The sequence below is a fragment of the Microbacterium sediminis genome (assembly GCF_004564075.1).
GTDB classification, from domain to species: Bacteria; Actinomycetota; Actinomycetes; order Actinomycetales; family Microbacteriaceae; genus Microbacterium; species Microbacterium sediminis.
The window spans coordinates 2301308-2317265 of sequence record NZ_CP038256.1 but is presented as its reverse complement, the minus strand read 5'-3'; the positions used below and the strand labels follow the sequence as shown (position 1 = coordinate 2317265).

At 71.6% G+C, this 15958-nt stretch carries 16 protein-coding genes; 9 read left to right on the top strand and 7 right to left on the bottom strand.

Annotated elements, in window-relative coordinates:
- Positions 1-16: 16 nt before the first annotated feature.
- Together E3O41_RS11055 and E3O41_RS11050 are read right to left on the bottom strand one after the other, a co-directional pair.
- Complete coding sequence (locus E3O41_RS11055; RefSeq protein ID WP_067024445.1) at positions 17-997, bottom strand: branched-chain amino acid ABC transporter permease; 981 nt, start codon at positions 995-997, stop codon at positions 17-19.
- A gap of 8 nt (positions 998-1005) precedes the next feature.
- Positions 1006-2334, bottom strand: coding sequence for a branched-chain amino acid ABC transporter permease (locus E3O41_RS11050; RefSeq protein ID WP_067024442.1), 1329 nt, complete (start codon positions 2332-2334; stop codon positions 1006-1008).
- 197 nt (positions 2335-2531) lie between these two features.
- Here E3O41_RS11050 and guaB point away from each other — a divergent pair, with 197 nt between their 5' ends.
- The 8 genes from guaB to E3O41_RS11010 all read left to right on the top strand — a co-directional run bounded on the left by guaB (position 2532) and on the right by E3O41_RS11010 (position 10978).
- The gene (gene guaB, locus E3O41_RS11045; RefSeq protein ID WP_067024439.1) at positions 2532-4034 is read left to right on the top strand and encodes an IMP dehydrogenase; all 1503 of its coding nucleotides are present in this window, start codon (positions 2532-2534) and stop codon (positions 4032-4034) included.
- A gap of 440 nt (positions 4035-4474) precedes the next feature.
- Complete coding sequence (locus E3O41_RS11040) at positions 4475-4963, top strand: pyridoxamine 5'-phosphate oxidase family protein (protein WP_067024436.1); 489 nt, start codon at positions 4475-4477, stop codon at positions 4961-4963.
- Between the two features lie 46 nt (positions 4964-5009).
- Positions 5010-6128: a GuaB3 family IMP dehydrogenase-related protein gene (locus E3O41_RS11035; protein ID WP_067024433.1), complete on the top strand. Its 1119-nt coding sequence runs from the start codon at positions 5010-5012 to the stop codon at positions 6126-6128.
- Entirely contained in the window at positions 6125-6967 is an 843-nt protein-coding gene (locus E3O41_RS11030) for an SURF1 family protein (protein WP_067024430.1), read from the top strand. The genes E3O41_RS11035 and E3O41_RS11030 overlap by 4 nt, the downstream gene beginning before the upstream one ends.
- Positions 6968-7015: 48 nt before the next feature.
- A complete protein-coding gene (locus E3O41_RS11025) occupies positions 7016-7561 on the top strand; it encodes a DUF3817 domain-containing protein (protein ID WP_067024427.1) in 546 nt (181 codons plus the stop codon).
- Positions 7558-9135 (top strand): glutamine-hydrolyzing GMP synthase, encoded by a 1578-nt coding sequence (gene guaA / locus E3O41_RS11020; RefSeq protein WP_067024424.1) that lies wholly within the window; start codon positions 7558-7560, stop codon positions 9133-9135. The genes E3O41_RS11025 and guaA overlap by 4 nt, the downstream gene beginning before the upstream one ends.
- Before the next feature lie 75 nt (positions 9136-9210).
- Positions 9211-10572: a glycosyltransferase gene (locus E3O41_RS11015; protein ID WP_067024421.1), complete on the top strand. Its 1362-nt coding sequence runs from the start codon at positions 9211-9213 to the stop codon at positions 10570-10572.
- A gap of 61 nt (positions 10573-10633) precedes the next feature.
- Positions 10634-10978, top strand: coding sequence for a helix-turn-helix domain-containing protein (locus E3O41_RS11010; protein WP_067024418.1), 345 nt, complete (start codon positions 10634-10636; stop codon positions 10976-10978).
- A 35-nt stretch (positions 10979-11013) separates the two neighbouring features.
- Here E3O41_RS11010 and E3O41_RS11005 read toward each other — a convergent pair whose 3' ends face one another.
- The 3 genes from E3O41_RS11005 to E3O41_RS10995 all read right to left on the bottom strand — a co-directional run bounded on the left by E3O41_RS11005 (position 11014) and on the right by E3O41_RS10995 (position 13289).
- Positions 11014-11604 carry a ClpP family protease gene (locus E3O41_RS11005; protein ID WP_067024415.1) on the bottom strand — a complete coding sequence of 197 codons (591 nt, stop codon included), beginning with the start codon at positions 11602-11604 and terminating at the stop codon, positions 11014-11016.
- A complete protein-coding gene (locus E3O41_RS11000) occupies positions 11601-12227 on the bottom strand; it encodes a ClpP family protease (protein WP_067024412.1) in 627 nt (208 codons plus the stop codon). The genes E3O41_RS11005 and E3O41_RS11000 overlap by 4 nt, the downstream gene beginning before the upstream one ends.
- Before the next feature lie 129 nt (positions 12228-12356).
- Positions 12357-13289, bottom strand: coding sequence for a Bax inhibitor-1/YccA family protein (locus E3O41_RS10995; protein ID WP_067025286.1), 933 nt, complete (start codon positions 13287-13289; stop codon positions 12357-12359).
- Positions 13290-13505: 216 nt separating this feature from the next.
- On the opposite strand from E3O41_RS10995, the gene E3O41_RS10990 reads away from it, so the two are divergent.
- A complete protein-coding gene (locus E3O41_RS10990) occupies positions 13506-14513 on the top strand; it encodes a glycerophosphodiester phosphodiesterase family protein (RefSeq protein ID WP_067024408.1) in 1008 nt (335 codons plus the stop codon).
- Positions 14514-14522: 9 nt separating this feature from the next.
- On the opposite strand, the gene E3O41_RS14155 is transcribed toward E3O41_RS10990, so the two are convergent.
- Together E3O41_RS14155 and E3O41_RS10980 are read right to left on the bottom strand one after the other, a co-directional pair.
- A complete protein-coding gene (locus E3O41_RS14155; RefSeq protein ID WP_067024404.1) occupies positions 14523-15215 on the bottom strand; it encodes a GntR family transcriptional regulator in 693 nt (230 codons plus the stop codon).
- Between the two features lie 56 nt (positions 15216-15271).
- On the bottom strand, positions 15272-15910 hold the full coding sequence (locus tag E3O41_RS10980; protein WP_135012399.1) for a GntR family transcriptional regulator: 639 nt from the start codon (positions 15908-15910) through the stop codon (positions 15272-15274).
- Positions 15911-15958 lie beyond the last annotated feature (48 nt).

Genomic DNA, 15958 nt, shown 5'->3' with positions numbered 1-15958 from the left:
CTCTGCGGGGCTGTTCTCAGCGGACAAAGGTCAGCTCCTTCTTGTCGCCCAGGAGGCCCTGCGGCATGAAGATCACGAGCAGCATGAGCGCGACGCCCACGAGGATGAACCGGAGGGTGCCGGCCTGCGACGTGCTCATGAAGGGGAGGATGCCGGCCTCGACCAGCGCGGGCAGCACGTTCGAGAGGAACGTCTGGATCACCCAGAAGATGAGCGATCCGAGCACCGGGCCGAACACCGTCGCGGCGCCGCCGAGCAGCAGCGCGGTCCAGACGAAGAACGTCAGCGACGTCACGTACAGGCCGGGGGCGACCGACGAGGGCAGCGCGTACACGATGCCGCCGGCGGCCATGATGACGCCGCCGAGGACGAGCGACTGCATCTTGTACGAGAAGACGTTCTTGCCGAGCGATCGGATCGCGTCCTCGTCCTCGCGGATGCCCTTCATGACGCGGCCCCACGGGCTGCGGGTGAGCATCCACACCACGAGCACGGCGAACGCGAGGGTGAGCAGGCCCATGATGCGGACCCACCAGCCCGTCTCGTTGTACGTCCACGGCCCGAAGCCGTACGTGCCCTCGGGGATCGGGTTGGAGCCGCGGAAGCTGGCGTGGTAGCCGGCGAGGCCGTCGGCCGAGCCCGTCACGTCCTCGAACTGCGTCGTCATGAACAGCAGGCGCAGCACCTCGGCGGCCGCGATCGTGGCGATCGCGAGGTAGTCGCCGCGCAGTCGCAGCGTCGGGATGCCGAGGATGAGGGCGAACACCGCCGCGGCGGCCAGGCCCACCAGCGCGGCGAGCCACCACGGGAAGCCGAAGGTGAGGATCGAGATGGCGTAGCCGTAGGCACCGAGGGCCATGAAGCCGGCGACGCCCATGTTGAGCAGGCCGCCGTAGCCGAAGTGCATGGCGAGCCCGAGGGCGGCGAGGGCGTAGCCGATCGTCGCGGGGCTCAGGATGGACGACAGGGTGTTGTCGAAGATCTGCAACCAGTTCATGAGCCGCGTTATCCGATTCGCTCGCGTCGGCCCAGGATGCCCTGCGGCCGGACCAGAAGGATGATGATGAGGACCACGAGCGCACCCGCGTAGCGCAGGTCGGACGGGATCCAGAGGCTCGACAGCTCGGTCAGCAGACCGATCACGATCGAGCCGATGAGGGCACCGTAGGCGGTGCCCAGTCCGCCGAGGGTGACGGCGGCGAAGACGAGCAGCAGCACCTGCGCGCCCATGTCCCAGCGGATGCCGGGGCGGTAGTAGGCGTACAGGATGCCGGCGAGACCGGCCAGCGCGCCGGAGATGATCCACACGATGCGCACGACGTGGTCCACGTCGATGCCGGAGGCCGCCGCGAGCGAGGGGTTGTCGCTGATCGCGCGGGTGGCCTTGCCGAGCCGGCTCCGCGTCAGCCACAGGGCGAAGGCGACGATCACGACGATCGAGATCGCCATCGACACGAGGTCGTTCAGCGAGGTCGTCACGGCGCCGAACAGCGGGATCGCGATGTTGGGCACCATCGGCGGCAGCTGCTGGGTGTCGCCGCCGATGAAGTAGTTGAAGAGGTACCGCAGCGCCAGCGAGAGGCCGATCGAGAGGATCATCAGCTGCACCACGCCGACGCCGCGGCGACGCAGCGGCCGCCAGATGATCGCATCGAGCACGAAGCCCAGCACCGCGCTGAGGATCACCGCCAGCGGGATGCCCGCCCACACCGGCAGTGCCAGGCTGGCGGGACCGACGAGCAGCAGCGCCGCGACGGCGCCGAAGGTGACCATCTCGGCGTGCGCGAAGTTCGAGATGCCGGTGGTGCCGAACACGAGCGAGAGGCCCACGGCGGCCAGGCCCAGCATGAGGCCGAAGTTGAGGCCCAGGAACAGACGCTGCACGAACTGGTCGAAGAAGCTCGTCACGTTGCGCTCGCCCTCGCCGATGAAGAAGTTCACCGTGAGGCGACCGCCCTGGCCCATCTCCGACGTCGTGACGTTCGTCTCGCCGTCGCCGTCGGCGTCCTCGATCACCGCGATGCCCTCGGGCAGCGTCGACTCGTCGAGGGTGACGGTGTACTCGGCGTCGCGCTCGGGCACCTTCACCGACCATCGGCCGTCGGCGTCGGTCTCGACCTCCTGCTCACCGCCGGGGCCGTCGATCGTCAGCGCGACGCCCTCCAGCGGCTCGCCGTCGAGCTGGACGTTGCCGCTCACGGTGTAGGGGTCTCCGTCGGCGGCGTGCGCGGGGGTCGGCGCGAACAGCCATGCGAGGAGCGCGATGAGAACACCGGCCAGCGCCATGACGGCACCGGCTCGGGATCGTCGCGAGGGGGCGATCGTGTGGTTCATGGATCCTCCGGTCCGGCAGCGCAGCCGACTTCGGGAATCGTCGGACGCCGGTGACTGACCGTAAAACCTTAATGTGTCCTGTGTGTTTCGGCCGCGCCACCGGGGACGAACCGTTACGGAATAAGTCCCCGGGCACGAGCCTTAGAATCTGTACAGCGGGATGGCCGGATCCCGCACATGCGCGGGAGGCACCTGATATGAGCGATCACGACCCGTTCGGCTTCGTCGGACTCACCTACGACGACGTGCTGCTCCTGCCGGGGCACACCGACGTCATCCCGAGCGAGGCCGATACGTCGTCGCAGCTCACCAAGCGCATCCGGGTCAACGTGCCGCTTGTCTCGGCCGCGATGGACACCGTGACCGAGGCCCGCATGGCGATCGCCCTCGCGCGCCAGGGCGGCATCGGCATCCTGCACCGCAACATGTCGATCGAGGAGCAGGCCGCCGCGGTCGACCGCGTCAAGCGCAGCGAGTCGGGCATGATCACGGACCCGATCACGACGACGCCGGACGCGACGATCGCCGAGGTCAACGAGCTCTGCGCCAAGTACCGCGTCTCGGGCCTGCCGGTGATCGACGACGCCGACAAGCTCGTCGGCATCGTGACCAACCGCGACATGCGCTTCGTGTCGGACTTCGAGCGCTCCACGACCCTCGTCAAAGACGTCATGACGACCGAGGGCCTCGTCACCGGCCACGTGGGCATCAGCTCCGAGGAGGTCGTGGCGCTGTTCGCCAAGCACCGCGTCGAGAAGCTGCCGCTCGTGAACGACGACGGCACGCTCGCCGGCCTCATCACGATCAAGGACTTCGACAAGAGCGAGAAGTACCCGCTCGCCACCAAGGACGACCAGGGCCGCCTCCGCGTCGGCGCCGGCATCGGCTTCTACGGCGACGCGTGGCAGCGCGCCGAGGCGCTGCGCGACGCGGGTGTCGACGTCATCGTCGTCGACACCGCCAACGGCCAGTCGCAGGGCGTGATCGACATCGTCCGCAAGCTCAAGGCCGACCCGAGCTTCGCGCACATCGACGTCATCGGCGGCAACGTCGCCACCCGCGAGGGCGCCCAGGCGCTCGTCGACGCGGGCGTCGACGCCGTGAAGGTCGGCGTGGGCCCCGGCTCGATCTGCACCACGCGCGTCGTCGCGGGCGTCGGCGTGCCCCAGGTCACCGCCGTGTACGAGGCCTCGCTCGCCGCGCGTCCGGCCGGCGTCCCGGTGATCGCCGACGGCGGCCTGCAGTACTCGGGCGACATCGCCAAGGCCCTCGTCGCGGGCGCCGACACGGTGATGCTCGGATCGCTCCTGGCCGGCACCTCGGAGTCGCCGGGCGAGCTCGTCTTCCAGAACGGCAAGCAGTTCAAGATGTACCGCGGCATGGGGTCGCTCGGCGCCATGCAGACCCGCGGCAAGAAGACCTCGTACTCGAAGGACCGCTACTTCCAGGCCGACGTCCCCAGCGACGACAAGCTGATCCCCGAGGGTATCGAGGGCCAGGTGCCCTTCCGCGGTCCCGTCGAGGCGGTCGCGTACCAGCTGGTCGGCGGCCTGCGCCAGTCGATGTTCTACGTCGGCGCCCGCACCATCGACGAGCTCAAGGCGCGCGGCAAGTTCGTGCGCATCACGCCCGCCGGCCTCAAGGAATCGCACCCGCACGACGTGCAGATCGTCGTCGAGGCCCCCAACTACAAGCGCTGACCCGCGGCCGCGCCTCCGGTCGACGCGCGAAGCGGAGTCGAGCGCGGGGCTTGTGCCGTTGGTCTCGACTCCGCGGCTGCGCCGCTGCGCTCGACCCGTCTCCGCTCCGGCGCTTCGCGCCTCCGGTCGACGAGCCGTGATCACTACGGGCTCGTCGACCGAGCGAAGCGAGCGGAGACGGCTCGAGCGGAGCGCAGCGGAGTCGAGAGCTCAATGCCTTGGTCTCGGCTCCGCCGCTTTGCGGCTGCGCTCGACCCGTCTCCGCTCCGGCGCTGCGCGCCTCCGGTCGACGAGCCGTGGTGCCTGCGGCTCATCACGAGCCAGAACCACCCGGGCTCGTCGACCGAGCGCAGCGAGCGGAGACGGCTCGAGCGGAGCGCAGCGGAGTCGAGAGCACGGGCCCGCACCCGATGTCGGTGGCTCGCCGTAGCGTGAGCGCCATGTACGAGACCCCCGAACAGGTCGAGGCGCTGCAGCGGCTCATCGACGCCTCGCGCGCGAAGGCGACCGCGCACCTGAACGACATCATCTCGGGCGATCGCAGCTTGTCGGCGGCACAGATCGTCGAGGCGACCGAGGGTATGAAGGTGCTCTCGCTCGCCACCGTCACCGCCCACGGCGAGCCGCGCGTGAGCGCCGTCGACGGCCACTTCCTGCACGGCACGTGGACGTTCGGCACCGACGGCGCCTCGGCCAAGGCGCGGCACATCGCGGCGCGTCCGTCGATCAGCGTCGCCCACGTCGACGGCGAGCGGCTCGGGCTGTTCGCCCACGGTCGCGCCGTCCGGCTCCATCCCGGAGACGGCTGGTTCGAGCCGACGATCGCGCACTGGACGTCGCACTACGGCTCGGATCCGACCACCTGGGGCGACGACATCCGGATGTACCGCCTGGAGCCGACGTGGTTCGTGGGGTACCGGGCGGCGTGATTCTCGGGGCGGCAACAGGGGCGCCGGGTAGGCTGGGCGGGTGAGCATGGAGATCGAGCTGGGCCGCGCCAAGCGCGCGCGCCGCGCGTACGCGTTCGACGACATCGCGGTGGTGCCGTCGCGCCGCACCCGCAATCCGGAGGACGTCTCGACCGCCTGGTCGATCGACGCCTTCCAGTTCGACATCCCGGTGCTCGGCGCCCCCATGGACTCCGTCGTGAGCCCTCGCACCGCGATCATGCTCGGCCAGCTCGGCGGCCTCGGCGTGCTCGACCTCGAGGGGCTGTGGACCCGGTACGAGGACCCGCAGCCGCTGCTGGACGAGATCGCGTCGCTGCCCGACCAGGTGGCCACGAGCCGCATGCAGCAGATGTACGCCGAGCCGATCAAGCCCGAGCTCGTGCGCGAGCGCCTCGAGGAGATCCGCGCGGCGGGCGTCACCGTCGCCGGCTCGCTCACCCCGCAGCGCACCCAGGAGCTGTACGAGACGGTCGTCGCCGCCGGCGTCGACCTGTTCGTGATCCGCGGCACCACCGTGTCGGCCGAGCACGTCTCGAGCGTGGCCGAGCCGCTGAACCTCAAGAAGTTCATCTACGACCTCGACGTGCCGGTCATCGTCGGCGGCGCGAGCACGTACACCGCCGCGCTGCACCTCATGCGCACGGGCGCGGCCGGCGTGCTCGTCGGCTTCGGCGGGGGAGCGGCCTCGACCACGCGCGCCACGCTCGGCATCCACGCGCCGATGGCCACGGCCGTCGCCGACGTCGCGGGCGCACGACGCGACTACCTCGACGAGTCGGGCGGACGCTACGTGCACGTCATCGCCGACGGCGGCGTCGGCACCTCCGGCGACATCGTCAAGGCGCTCGCGATGGGCGCCGACGCGGTGATGCTCGGCGTCGCGCTCGCGCGCGCGACCGACGCGCCCGGCCAGGGCTTCCACTGGGGCCCCGAGGCGCACCACCCCAAGCTCCCGCGCGGACGCCGCGTGAAGGTCGACCGCGTCGCCGCGCTCGAGGAGATCCTCTACGGCCCGGCACCCGTGGCCGATGGCACGGCCAACCTCATCGGCGCGCTGCGCAAGTCCATGGCGACCACCGGCTACTCCGACCTCAAGGAGTTCCAGCGCGTCGACGTGGTCGTCGCGCCGTACGATCACCGATGACCGACCCCGACGCCCCCGAGGCTGCCTCGAGCGAAGCGCTGGACTTCCCGCCGACGTTGCGCGAGGTCATGTTGCGACCGCGGTGGATCGCGATGCTTGCGCTCTGCCTCGTCGTGGCCGGCGTGTTCGCGTGGCTCGGCCAGTGGCAGCTCTCGAGCGCGATCGACACCGATCCGCCCGCGCCCGGCGCGACCGAGGAGGTGCTGCCGATCGACGAGGTCGTGGCACCCGGCGCGTATCTCGAGGAGCCGCTCGTCGGCCAGCAGGTCGAGGTCACGGGGGCGTGGGATCCCGACGACTTCCTGATCGTGTCGTCGCGGTTCAACGACGACGTGGAGGGGTTCTGGGTCACCGGGCGCCTGCAGCTCGAGGACGCCTCCTCGCTTGCGGTGGCCGTCGGCTGGGCGCCGACGCGCGAGGCCGCCGACCGCGCGGCCGCGGAGCTCGCGGCGGACGCGGACCCCGACGCCGCCGTCACCCTCACGGGCCGCGTGATCTCCGACGAGGGGCCCGCCGTGCCGAGGGGCGATGACCCGTACGAGATGACGCGCATGTCTCCCGCCGCGCTGCTGGGGCAGTGGGGCGAGGTGCCCGGCGACGTGTACCGCCCGTACCTCACGGCCTTCGACCCGACCGGCGCGATCGCCGACGCCGGCCTCGACGAGATCTCGTCGCCCGCGCCGGAGATCGGCAGCCCGATCAACTGGCTCAACATCTTCTACGCGATCGAGTGGGCGGTCTTCGCGGGCTTCGCTTTCTACCTCTGGTACCGCCTCGCGCGCGACGCGTGGGAGCGCGAGCTCGAGGAGCTCGCGGGCGTCGACCCCGACGAGGCCTGACCCCGCGCACGGCGTCGGCTCAGGCGCGCGCCGCCTAGAATGGTGGGCATGGCGCAACCCAAGCTCGCTTCGTTCCCGAAGATCCGAGGCGCGCTCCGGTTCTACCAGATCTGCTCGATCATCACCGGCGTCGGGCTGCTGCTGCTCGTCGCTGAGATGGTGCTGAAGTACACGCCGCTGCACGTGGAGCTCTTCCTCGGCGGCTCGGGCGGGTTCCTGTGGTTCGCCGACGTGATCGTGCAGGACTGCCAGTGGTACTCGCAGTTCGTGCCCGGCTCCACGGCGTGCGAGATGATCTCCACCGGCGACGGCGTCAACCTGTCGCTGGGCATCCTCATCGTGCACGGCTGGTTCTACGTCGTCTACCTCTTCGCGTGCTTCCGCCTGTGGAGCCTCATGCGCTGGGGCTTCGGCCGGTTCCTGATGCTCGCCGGCGGCGGCATCGTGCCGTTCCTGTCGTTCGTCATGGAGGGCATCGTCGCCCGCGACGTGAAGCGTTACCTCGCCGAGCGCGAGGCCAAGGCGGCCGCCAAGCGCGCCGCCTCGACCGAGGGCGCGCTCGCGTCCGCAACTCCCGAGGAGGCCGGCCGATGAGCGCCGACACCGCCCAGCGACCGGTCCTGGTCGTCGACTTCGGCGCGCAGTACGCGCAGCTGATCGCGCGCCGCGTGCGCGAGGCCGGCGTGTACAGCGAGCTCGTGCCCCACTCGGTCTCGAAGGCCGAGATCGAGGCGAAGAACCCCGTCGCGATGATCCTCTCGGGCGGTCCGTCGTCGGTCTACGCCGACGGCGCCCCGGAGTTCGACGCGTCGATCTTCGACCTCGGCATCCCGACGCTCGGCATCTGCTACGGCTTCCAGGTGATGGCGCAGGCGCTCGGCGGCGAGGTCGCGCAGACCGGCAACCGCGAGTACGGCGCCACCGATGCGACGGTCGCCGGCGACGGCGGCGTGCTGCTGGAGGGCACCCCGGTCGACCAGAACGTGTGGATGAGTCACGGCGACTCCGTCGTGAAGGCGCCCGACGGCTACCAGGTGCTCGCCTCGACGGCGGGCACGCCCGTGGCGGCGTTCGGCAACGCCGATGCCTGCTTCTACGGTGTGCAGTGGCACCCCGAGGTGAAGCACTCCGACTACGGCCAGCGCATCATCGAGAACTTCCTGCACAAGGCCGCTGGCCTGCCCGCCGACTGGAACAGCGGCAACGTCATCGAGGAGCAGGTCGCCCGCATCCGCGAGCAGGTCGGCTCGGCGCGCGTGATCTCGGCGCTCTCGGGCGGCGTGGACTCCGCGGTCTCGACCGCGCTCGTGCACCGCGCGGTCGGCGACCAGCTCACGGCGGTGTTCGTCGACCACGGCCTGCTGCGCCAGGGCGAGCGCGAGCAGGTCGAGAAGGACTACGTCGAGTCGACCGGCGTGCGCCTGATCACCGTCGACGCCGCCGACACGTTCCTCGGCCACCTCGCGGGCGTGACCGACCCCGAGGAGAAGCGCAAGATCATCGGCCGCGAGTTCATCCGCGCGTTCGAGAAGGTTCAGCGCGAGCTCGTCGACGAGGCCAAGGCCGAGGGCGAGCCGATCAAGTTCCTCGTGCAGGGCACGCTGTACCCCGACGTCGTGGAGTCGGGCGGCGGGGCCGGCACCGCCAACATCAAGAGCCATCACAACGTGGGCGGCCTCCCCGACGACCTCGACTTCGAGCTCATCGAGCCGCTGCGCACGCTGTTCAAGGACGAGGTCCGCGCCATCGGCCGCGAGCTCGGCATCCCCGAGGCGATCGTCGGCCGCCAGCCGTTCCCCGGCCCGGGCCTCGGCATCCGCATCATCGGCGAGGTCACGCGCGAGCGCCTCGAGATCCTCCGCGACGCCGACGCGATCGCGCGCGAGGAGCTGACGAAGGCGGGCCTCGACGGCGAGATCTGGCAGTGCCCCGTCGTGCTGCTGGCCGATGTGCGCAGCGTGGGCGTGCAGGGCGACGGCCGCACCTACGGTCACCCGATCGTGCTGCGCCCCGTCTCGAGCGAGGACGCGATGACGGCCGACTGGACGCGCCTGCCCTACGACGTGCTCTCGAAGATCTCCAACCGCATCACCAACGAGGTCCGCGAGGTCAACCGCGTGGTGCTCGACGTCACGTCGAAGCCCCCGGGGACCATCGAGTGGGAGTGAAACCTCCCCGAGTCGGTTCGAGGCCGCCCTCCGTGTTCGGCTGGGCGGTCTCGCCGCGTCTGGGACGATGGACGGGTGACCGATCTCGTTCCCCGCGCCGTGTACCTGCTGGCCGCGAGCCGGGTGGATCCGCGCCTGGACGCGGGGTTCGCCGTGGCGGTGATGCGGCGGGCCCGCGACCTGCGGCGCGCGGGCGGGGAGTCGGCGGTGCTCACGGTCAACGTCGCCACCACGTCCGAGAATGATCGCACCCGCGCGGAGTGGGCGCGCCGCGGCTTCGACGTGCCCTTCCGCAATCTCTACGACGACCTGCGATCGGACCGCTCCTGGCTGATCGAAGCGGCCTCGCCGCTGCCGGCGCCCGAGTCCGGATACGAGTGCAACGTCGTCGCCGACGACGCGGGCGCGCCCGTCGTGGCGCTGCCGGTGGTGACGGGCGACCCGGCCTGGATGCGCAGCGCGGCGCCCGTCATCGTCTACGGCGCCTCCGGGGAGCCCGCCGGCTGGGTGCCGGGCTTCGGCGCGCTGTACCGCACCTGGATCGCGCGGGTCGCCGGTGAGCTCGCGGCGGCCACGGCGCTCGAGCCGGTGGTCGTGTGCGAGGCGCGCCAGATCGGCGAGGTGCTGGTCGCCGATGCGCCCCTTCCGCTGCCGGCGGAGCTGCCGATCGTTCACGAGACCCACGCGAACCACACCCTCGCGCCGCACACGTGGGACGCGCCGATGGCCGAGGCGTGGACGCGCTGGCTCGCCACGGCCGATCGGTACGACGCCGTCACCTGGCTGACCGCGACCCAGCGGGCCGACGTGGAGCGCCGCTTCGGGGCCGACGTGGCGCGATCGTTCGTGGCGCCGCACCCGGCCCCGCCCGTCACCCGCGTGGCCGGGCCGCGCGTGCCCGGCCGCGTGGTGATGCTCAACTCGCTCTCGCCGCGCAAGCGCGTGGATCACGCCCTCCGCGCCCTCGCGATCGTGCGGGCGGACGTCCCCCACGCGCACCTGCACGTGCACGGCGACGGATCCGAGCGTGCCGCGCTCGAGGCCCTCGCGGCCGGGCTGGGCATCGCCGACGCGGTGACGTGGCACGGCTACGACCCCGAGCCGCTGCCGGCGCTGGAGGCGGCCAAGGCGCTGATGCTCACGAGCGTGAACGAGGCCCAGGGCCTCGTCGTGGTCGAGGCGCTCTCGTACGGCGTGCCCGTCGTCGCCTACGACATCCCCTACGGTCCGCGCGACATGCTCGCCGGCGGCGGGGGCGTGCTCGTGCCGGACGGCGACGTCGCGGCCCTCGCCGAGGCGCTGCGGGGCGTGCTGACGGCACCCGACCGCGACCGCCTGCGGGATCAGGCGTACGCCGCGGCCGAGGCGCAGGGGTTCGAGCCGTCGCTGCGCGCCTTCGGCGACGCGGTGCGGGCGGCCCTGGGCGCGCGCGGCTGATCCGTTCTGCCGTGAGCGGAACGGGGTGCGCATCCCGCGGCCCCGCGCCTAGCGTGTGGTCATGGCCGAGCTCATCCCGTTGCCCGATCCCGCCCTCCGCCGCGCGCGGCGGATCGATCCGCTCTGGCGGCACCTCGTCGGCGAGCACCTGCGCCGTCGCCGCCACGAGCGAGGCGAGACGCTCGCCGACGTGGCGGAGCGCGCCGGCGTGTCCGTGCAGTACCTGTCGGAGATCGAGCGCGGCCTCAAGGAGCCGTCGAGCGAGATCCTCTCGGCGGTCGTGGGCGCCCTCGACGCGTCGCTGCTCGAGCTCACCAGCGGCATCGCGGAGGACCTCCGCGCGACGGCCGCCGCGCCCGCGCCCGCGCGATCGGCCGGCCCCGCCGCGTACGCCCTCGCCGCCTGAGCCGGCCTCACGCCCGCACCCTCACCCCCGCGCGTTCACTCGCGCGCCTCGAGCACCCGGTCGGCCAGCCCGTACTCCACCGCGCCGGCCGCGGTGAAGACCCGGTCGTGATCGGTGTCGCGCCGCAGCACCGCCGCCTCGCGCCCCGTGTGACGGGCGAGGATCTGCTCCAGGTCGCCGCGCACGCGCACGAGCTCGTCGGCGTGCACGATGAGGTCGGGCACGGCGCCGCGGCTCTGCGCGGCCGGCTGATGCAGCACGACGCGGGCGTGCGGCAGGAGCGCCCGCTTGCCCGGCGCCCCGGCCGCCAGCAGCACCGCGCCGACGCCCACGGCCTGGCCCACGCACGTCGTGGCGACGTCGGGCCGGATGTAGCGGATCGTGTCGTAGATGCCCAGCGCCGCCGCGGGATCGCCGCCCTCGCAGTTGATGTAGAGCTGGATGTCGCGATCGGGCGCGTCGGCCTCGAGGTGCAGCAGCTGCGCGATGAGCGCGTTGGCGACGCCGGCGTCGATGGCGGTGCCGAGGTAGACCACGCGCTCGCTGAGCAGGTGCGAGTACACGTCCATGATGCGCTCGCCGCGGGCGTCGCGGGTGATGACGTTGGGGATCGTGTAGCTGCTCACTTCTGCTCCTCGGGGCTCGCGCCGAGCCCCACGGGGCGGCGGCGTCGCGGCATGATCTCGTCGAAGTCGGTGACGATCGCATCGATGAATCCGTACTCCAGCGCCTCCTGCGCCGAGTACCAGTGGTCGTGCAGCGAGTCCTCGAAGACCCGCGCCACGGGCTGGCCGGTGTCGTCGGCGATCAGCCCGAGCACGGTGTCGCGCATCTGGCGCAGGTCGTCGGCCTGCACCTCCACGTCGACGGCGGTGCCGCCGATCCCCGACGAGCCCTGGTGCAGCAGCACCTTGGCGTGGGGGAGGGCGCGCCGCTTGCCCCGGGCGCCGGCCGAGAGCAGGAACTGCCCGGCGCTGTAGGCCATGCCGAGGTCGAGGGTCGACACGTCGCACGGCACGAGCCGCATGATGTCGCGGATGGCGAGCATCGAGGGCACCGATCCGCCGGGCGAGTGGATCCACAGGGCGATGTCGCTCGCCGGGTCCTCGGCGGCCAGCGCGAGCAGCTGGGTGGCCAGCAGCGTGCCGTTGTCGTCGTCGAGCGGGCCGTCCAGCACGAGCACGCGATGGTGGTAGAGCTCGCGGCGGGCCTCCGCGGTGAACTGGGGGAGCCTGGTGTCTTCTGCCATGCCCCCAGCGTGCGGGGCGCGCCGCCCGCGCGGGCGCGAATCCGCCGGGGGCGGATCAGCCCTGGGCGGATCGCCCGCAGACGACGAAGGCCGCCCCCGAGGGGACGGCCTTCGCGACGCGGAACGGGATCAGTCGTTGCCGCGGAGGATCGCGATGATGCGCAGGATCTCGACGTAGAGCCACACGACGGTGACCATGATGCCGAACGCACCCGACCAGCCGTACTTGCGGGGGGCGCCGTTGCGCACGCCGCGCTGGATCATGTCGAAGTCGAGCACGAGCGAGTACGCGGCCATGATCACGACGAGCACGCCGATGATCAGGCCCAGCGGGATGCCCATGATCGTCGCCGAGCGCATGCCCCACGGGTCGTCGTTCACGCCGGTCCACATGAGGACGAGGTTCAGCAGCGAGAAGACCAGGTAGCCGATCATCGCGATCATGAAGATCTTCGTCGCCTTCGCCGAGGCGCGGATCTTGCCGCTGGCGAAGAGGGCGAGCGTGACGCCGATGACCGAGACGGTCGCCAGCGTGGCCTGCACGACGATGCCCTGCCACTGGAACTCGAAGAACGCCGAGATCGAGCCGATGAAGAGGCCCTCGAACGCCGCGTAGGCGAAGATCAGCGCCGGGCTCGGCTCCTTCTTGAACGAGTTCACGAGGCCCAGCACGAAGCCGCCGAGCGCGCCGATGAGCCACGGCACCATGCTCGGGTACTGCTGCACCTCCATGAGGCTCACGGTGCCGCCGAGGGTCCACACCCAGCCGATCACCGCGAAGACGAGCAGCGCGCCGAAGAGCATGAGGGTCTTGATGACGGTGTCCTCGACCGTCATGCGGCCCGTGTCGAGCGATCCGGCGGGCGGGGCGGCGAAGGCGCCCTCCATGCGGGCCTGGGCCGCCGCGTCGACGCCCATGTGGCCGAGCTGGGAGCCCTGCACGAAACCGGCGGGGGGCTGCTGACCGGAGACGCCCTGCACGGGCGGCTGCAGCGACGTGCCGTAGCCGCCGCGCGACTGGGGCTCCTGGAAGACGGGGTTGTTGAATCCGGGGCTGGCCATGATGTCGGTCACACTCCAAGGTCTGGGTCGGCGCCGGCCGCGGCGCCTTTCATCCACACTATCGACGTTCCCTCCGCACCGGCCGTTCTCCCAGGACATTCGGGCCTCCGCGGGGCCGGTTGGGGGGTTTTCCCGACGGGCAGTTCTGCCCCGTCGGCGCGCGGGCCGGTCGGCGCGCGGGGCCGACGCGCCGTGCGCCGCCGTTACCGTGGAGGCATGGCCCGACGCCCCCCGCTCGTCATCGCCCACCGCGGCGCCTCCGGCTATCGCCCCGAGCACTCGCCCTCGGCGTACGAGCTGGCGTTCCAGATGGGGTGCGATGCCGTCGAGCCCGACATCGTCGCCTCGCGCGACGGCGTGCTCGTCGTGCGCCACGAGAACGAGATCTCGGGGACGACCGACGTCGCCGACCGGCCCGAGTTCGCCGATCGCCGCACCTCCAAGGTCGTCGACGGCGTCACGCTCACCGGCTGGTTCACGGAGGACTTCACGTGGGACGAGCTGGCGACGCTGCGGTGCCGCGAGCGCATCCCCGAGATCCGTCCCCGCAGCGCCAGCTTCGACGGCGCCCAGCCGATCCTGCGCCTGACCGACCTGCTCCGCCTCGTCGCCGACGCCTCGCTCGAGTACGGTCGCGAGATCGGTGTGGTGCTCGAGATCAAGCACGCCACCTACTTCGCCTCGATCGGGCTCGACCTCGTGCCGCTCATCCTGCGCGACCTGCGCGAGACGGGCTGGGACGACGGCCGGTGGCCCCTGATCGTCGAGTCGTTCGAGTCGACCGTGCTCTCGCGGCTGCGCGAGGCGGGGCTGGCGGCGCGCTACATCTACCTGCTCGAGGCCAAGGGCCGCCCGGCCGATCTCGTCGCGGCGCTGGGCGGCGACGCCCCGACCTACGCCGCCACGGCGCGCCCGCGCGGACTCGATCGGCTCGTCGGCCGCGTCGACGGCATCAGCGTGGACAAGCGCATGATCCTCGCCCCCGACCGCCTCGGGCACGCCACGGGGCCGGCGCCCGTCGTCGCCGACGCCCACGAGCGCGGGCTGCAGGTGTACACGTGGACCTGCCGGCCCGAGAACCGCTTCCTCATCGGGCAGTTCCGGGGCGCGGGCGGGCCCGCGGCGCGGGGCGACTACGAGGGCGAGTGGGACATCATCCGGCGCAGCGGCGTCGACGGCGTCTTCGTCGACCACACCGATCTGGGCGTGGCGTTCTTCCGCTGACGCGGGTGCTCAGAGCAGGTCGGTGCGGACCTCGGTGAGCAGGAACATCGCGCGGATGATCCGCTCCGCGGCCTTCCCGTCATGATCGGCGATCGCCTCGGCGAGCCGCTCGAAGGCGTCCGCGATGGCGGCGGGGGTCTGGATGAGGTTCGGCTTGCCGCGCTGCGCCCGGCGCAGCCCGAACCACGCCTCGTTATACGAGCGCAGGAACACCGAGTTCCCGCACGCCGCCGCCGCGAAGGCGTAGAGCTCGTTCAGGTCCTCGTAGATCGGCACGATGAGCTCGACGTCGACCTCGAGGGAGTCGGCGGGCTCCGTGGCGCGGCAGCGCGCCACGACCGCGCGCGTCAGCTCGATCGCGCGGCGCCGCTCCTCGTCGGGCATGCGGTCGGCCGCCATCCGCATCGCGATGCCGACCTGGTAGCCCAGGTATTCGAGCGAGGCCTCGATCTCGCGCTCCGAGATCTCGGTGACCCGGGTGAAGCGGCTGGCCGACATCTCGACCAGCCCGATGCGCTCCAGGCGCTGCAGCGCCTCGCGCACCGGCATGCGCGAGACCCCGAGCTCGGCGGCGATGTCGAGGTCTCGGATGCGCGCCCCCGGCGGCAGCCGGCGGTCGATGATCGCCTGCCCGATGCGCTGGTACACCGTGTCGCCGAGGCGCTGCGGTGCGGGCTCGATCGGCCCCGTGATTCCCGGCATATGACGTTCCTTCCCCCGGGGTCATCCTCGTGGCCCATGCGGCTGAATGCAACACGTCACTCACCCAGGGAGTGTCGCCTCCGCATCGTGCGCTCGGCGGCGTCGCCGTCGCCCGCCCGGACGGCCTCGCGCAGCTCGGCGAAGTGCTGCGCGATCTCGGCATCGGTGCCCCACATCGGGTGGGTGCCGCGCAGGTTCCGGCGCAGGGCGAGCCAGCCCTCCCGGATCGCGGTGAGGAACACCGGGTTGCGCGTGTGCTCCGCCAGATGGTGGAAGAAGCGCCCCGCCGCCTCGTAGAAGGGCTCCGGATCGTCGATGAGGGTCACGAGCTCGTCGATCATCCCGAGGGTCTTCCGACGGGCGGCCTCGTCCATGCGGGGCACGCTCATGCGCGCGGCGAGGCTGACCTGGTAGCCGAAGTGCTCGAACGACGCGCGCGCCAGCTCCGGGGTCACCTCGGTCACGCGCGTGAAGCGGCTGGGGGCCATCTCGACCAGGCCGAGCCGTTCGAGCCGCTGCAGCGCCTCGCGGACCGGCATGCGCGAGACGCCGAGCTGGTCGGCGATCTCCGCGTCGCGGATGCGGTCGCCCGCCGCGAGGGTGCCGTCGACGATCGCGGTGCCGATGCGGTCGAAGACGGCGTCGGCCAGGCGTGCGGCCGTCAACGGAAGCGGCGTGAGATGGGAGCCGGGCATGGGAGAACGTTAGTCGGACCGGGTGACGGAGGCGAGGGCGGCTTCCGG

What these genes read in the sequence shown, in the direction of transcription:
- E3O41_RS11055 (WP_067024445.1), bottom strand. Translation starts at nt 997, where the DNA reads ATGAACTGGTTGCAGATCTTCGACAACACCCTGTCGTCCATCCTGAGC.
- E3O41_RS11050 (WP_067024442.1), bottom strand. Translation starts at nt 2,334, where the DNA reads ATGAACCACACGATCGCCCCCTCGCGACGATCCCGAGCCGGTGCCGTC.
- guaB (WP_067024439.1), top strand. Translation starts at nt 2,532, where the DNA reads ATGAGCGATCACGACCCGTTCGGCTTCGTCGGACTCACCTACGACGAC.
- E3O41_RS11040 (WP_067024436.1), top strand. Translation starts at nt 4,475, where the DNA reads ATGTACGAGACCCCCGAACAGGTCGAGGCGCTGCAGCGGCTCATCGAC.
- E3O41_RS11035 (WP_067024433.1), top strand. Translation starts at nt 5,010, where the DNA reads ATGGAGATCGAGCTGGGCCGCGCCAAGCGCGCGCGCCGCGCGTACGCG.
- E3O41_RS11030 (WP_067024430.1), top strand. Translation starts at nt 6,125, where the DNA reads ATGACCGACCCCGACGCCCCCGAGGCTGCCTCGAGCGAAGCGCTGGAC.
- E3O41_RS11025 (WP_067024427.1), top strand. Translation starts at nt 7,016, where the DNA reads ATGGCGCAACCCAAGCTCGCTTCGTTCCCGAAGATCCGAGGCGCGCTC.
- guaA (WP_067024424.1), top strand. Translation starts at nt 7,558, where the DNA reads ATGAGCGCCGACACCGCCCAGCGACCGGTCCTGGTCGTCGACTTCGGC.
- E3O41_RS11010 (WP_067024418.1), top strand. Translation starts at nt 10,634, where the DNA reads ATGGCCGAGCTCATCCCGTTGCCCGATCCCGCCCTCCGCCGCGCGCGG.
- E3O41_RS11000 (WP_067024412.1), bottom strand. Translation starts at nt 12,227, where the DNA reads ATGGCAGAAGACACCAGGCTCCCCCAGTTCACCGCGGAGGCCCGCCGC.
- E3O41_RS10995 (WP_067025286.1), bottom strand. Translation starts at nt 13,289, where the DNA reads ATGGCCAGCCCCGGATTCAACAACCCCGTCTTCCAGGAGCCCCAGTCG.
- E3O41_RS10990 (WP_067024408.1), top strand. Translation starts at nt 13,506, where the DNA reads ATGGCCCGACGCCCCCCGCTCGTCATCGCCCACCGCGGCGCCTCCGGC.
- E3O41_RS14155 (WP_067024404.1), bottom strand. Translation starts at nt 15,215, where the DNA reads ATGCCGGGAATCACGGGGCCGATCGAGCCCGCACCGCAGCGCCTCGGC.
- E3O41_RS10980 (WP_135012399.1), bottom strand. Translation starts at nt 15,910, where the DNA reads ATGCCCGGCTCCCATCTCACGCCGCTTCCGTTGACGGCCGCACGCCTG.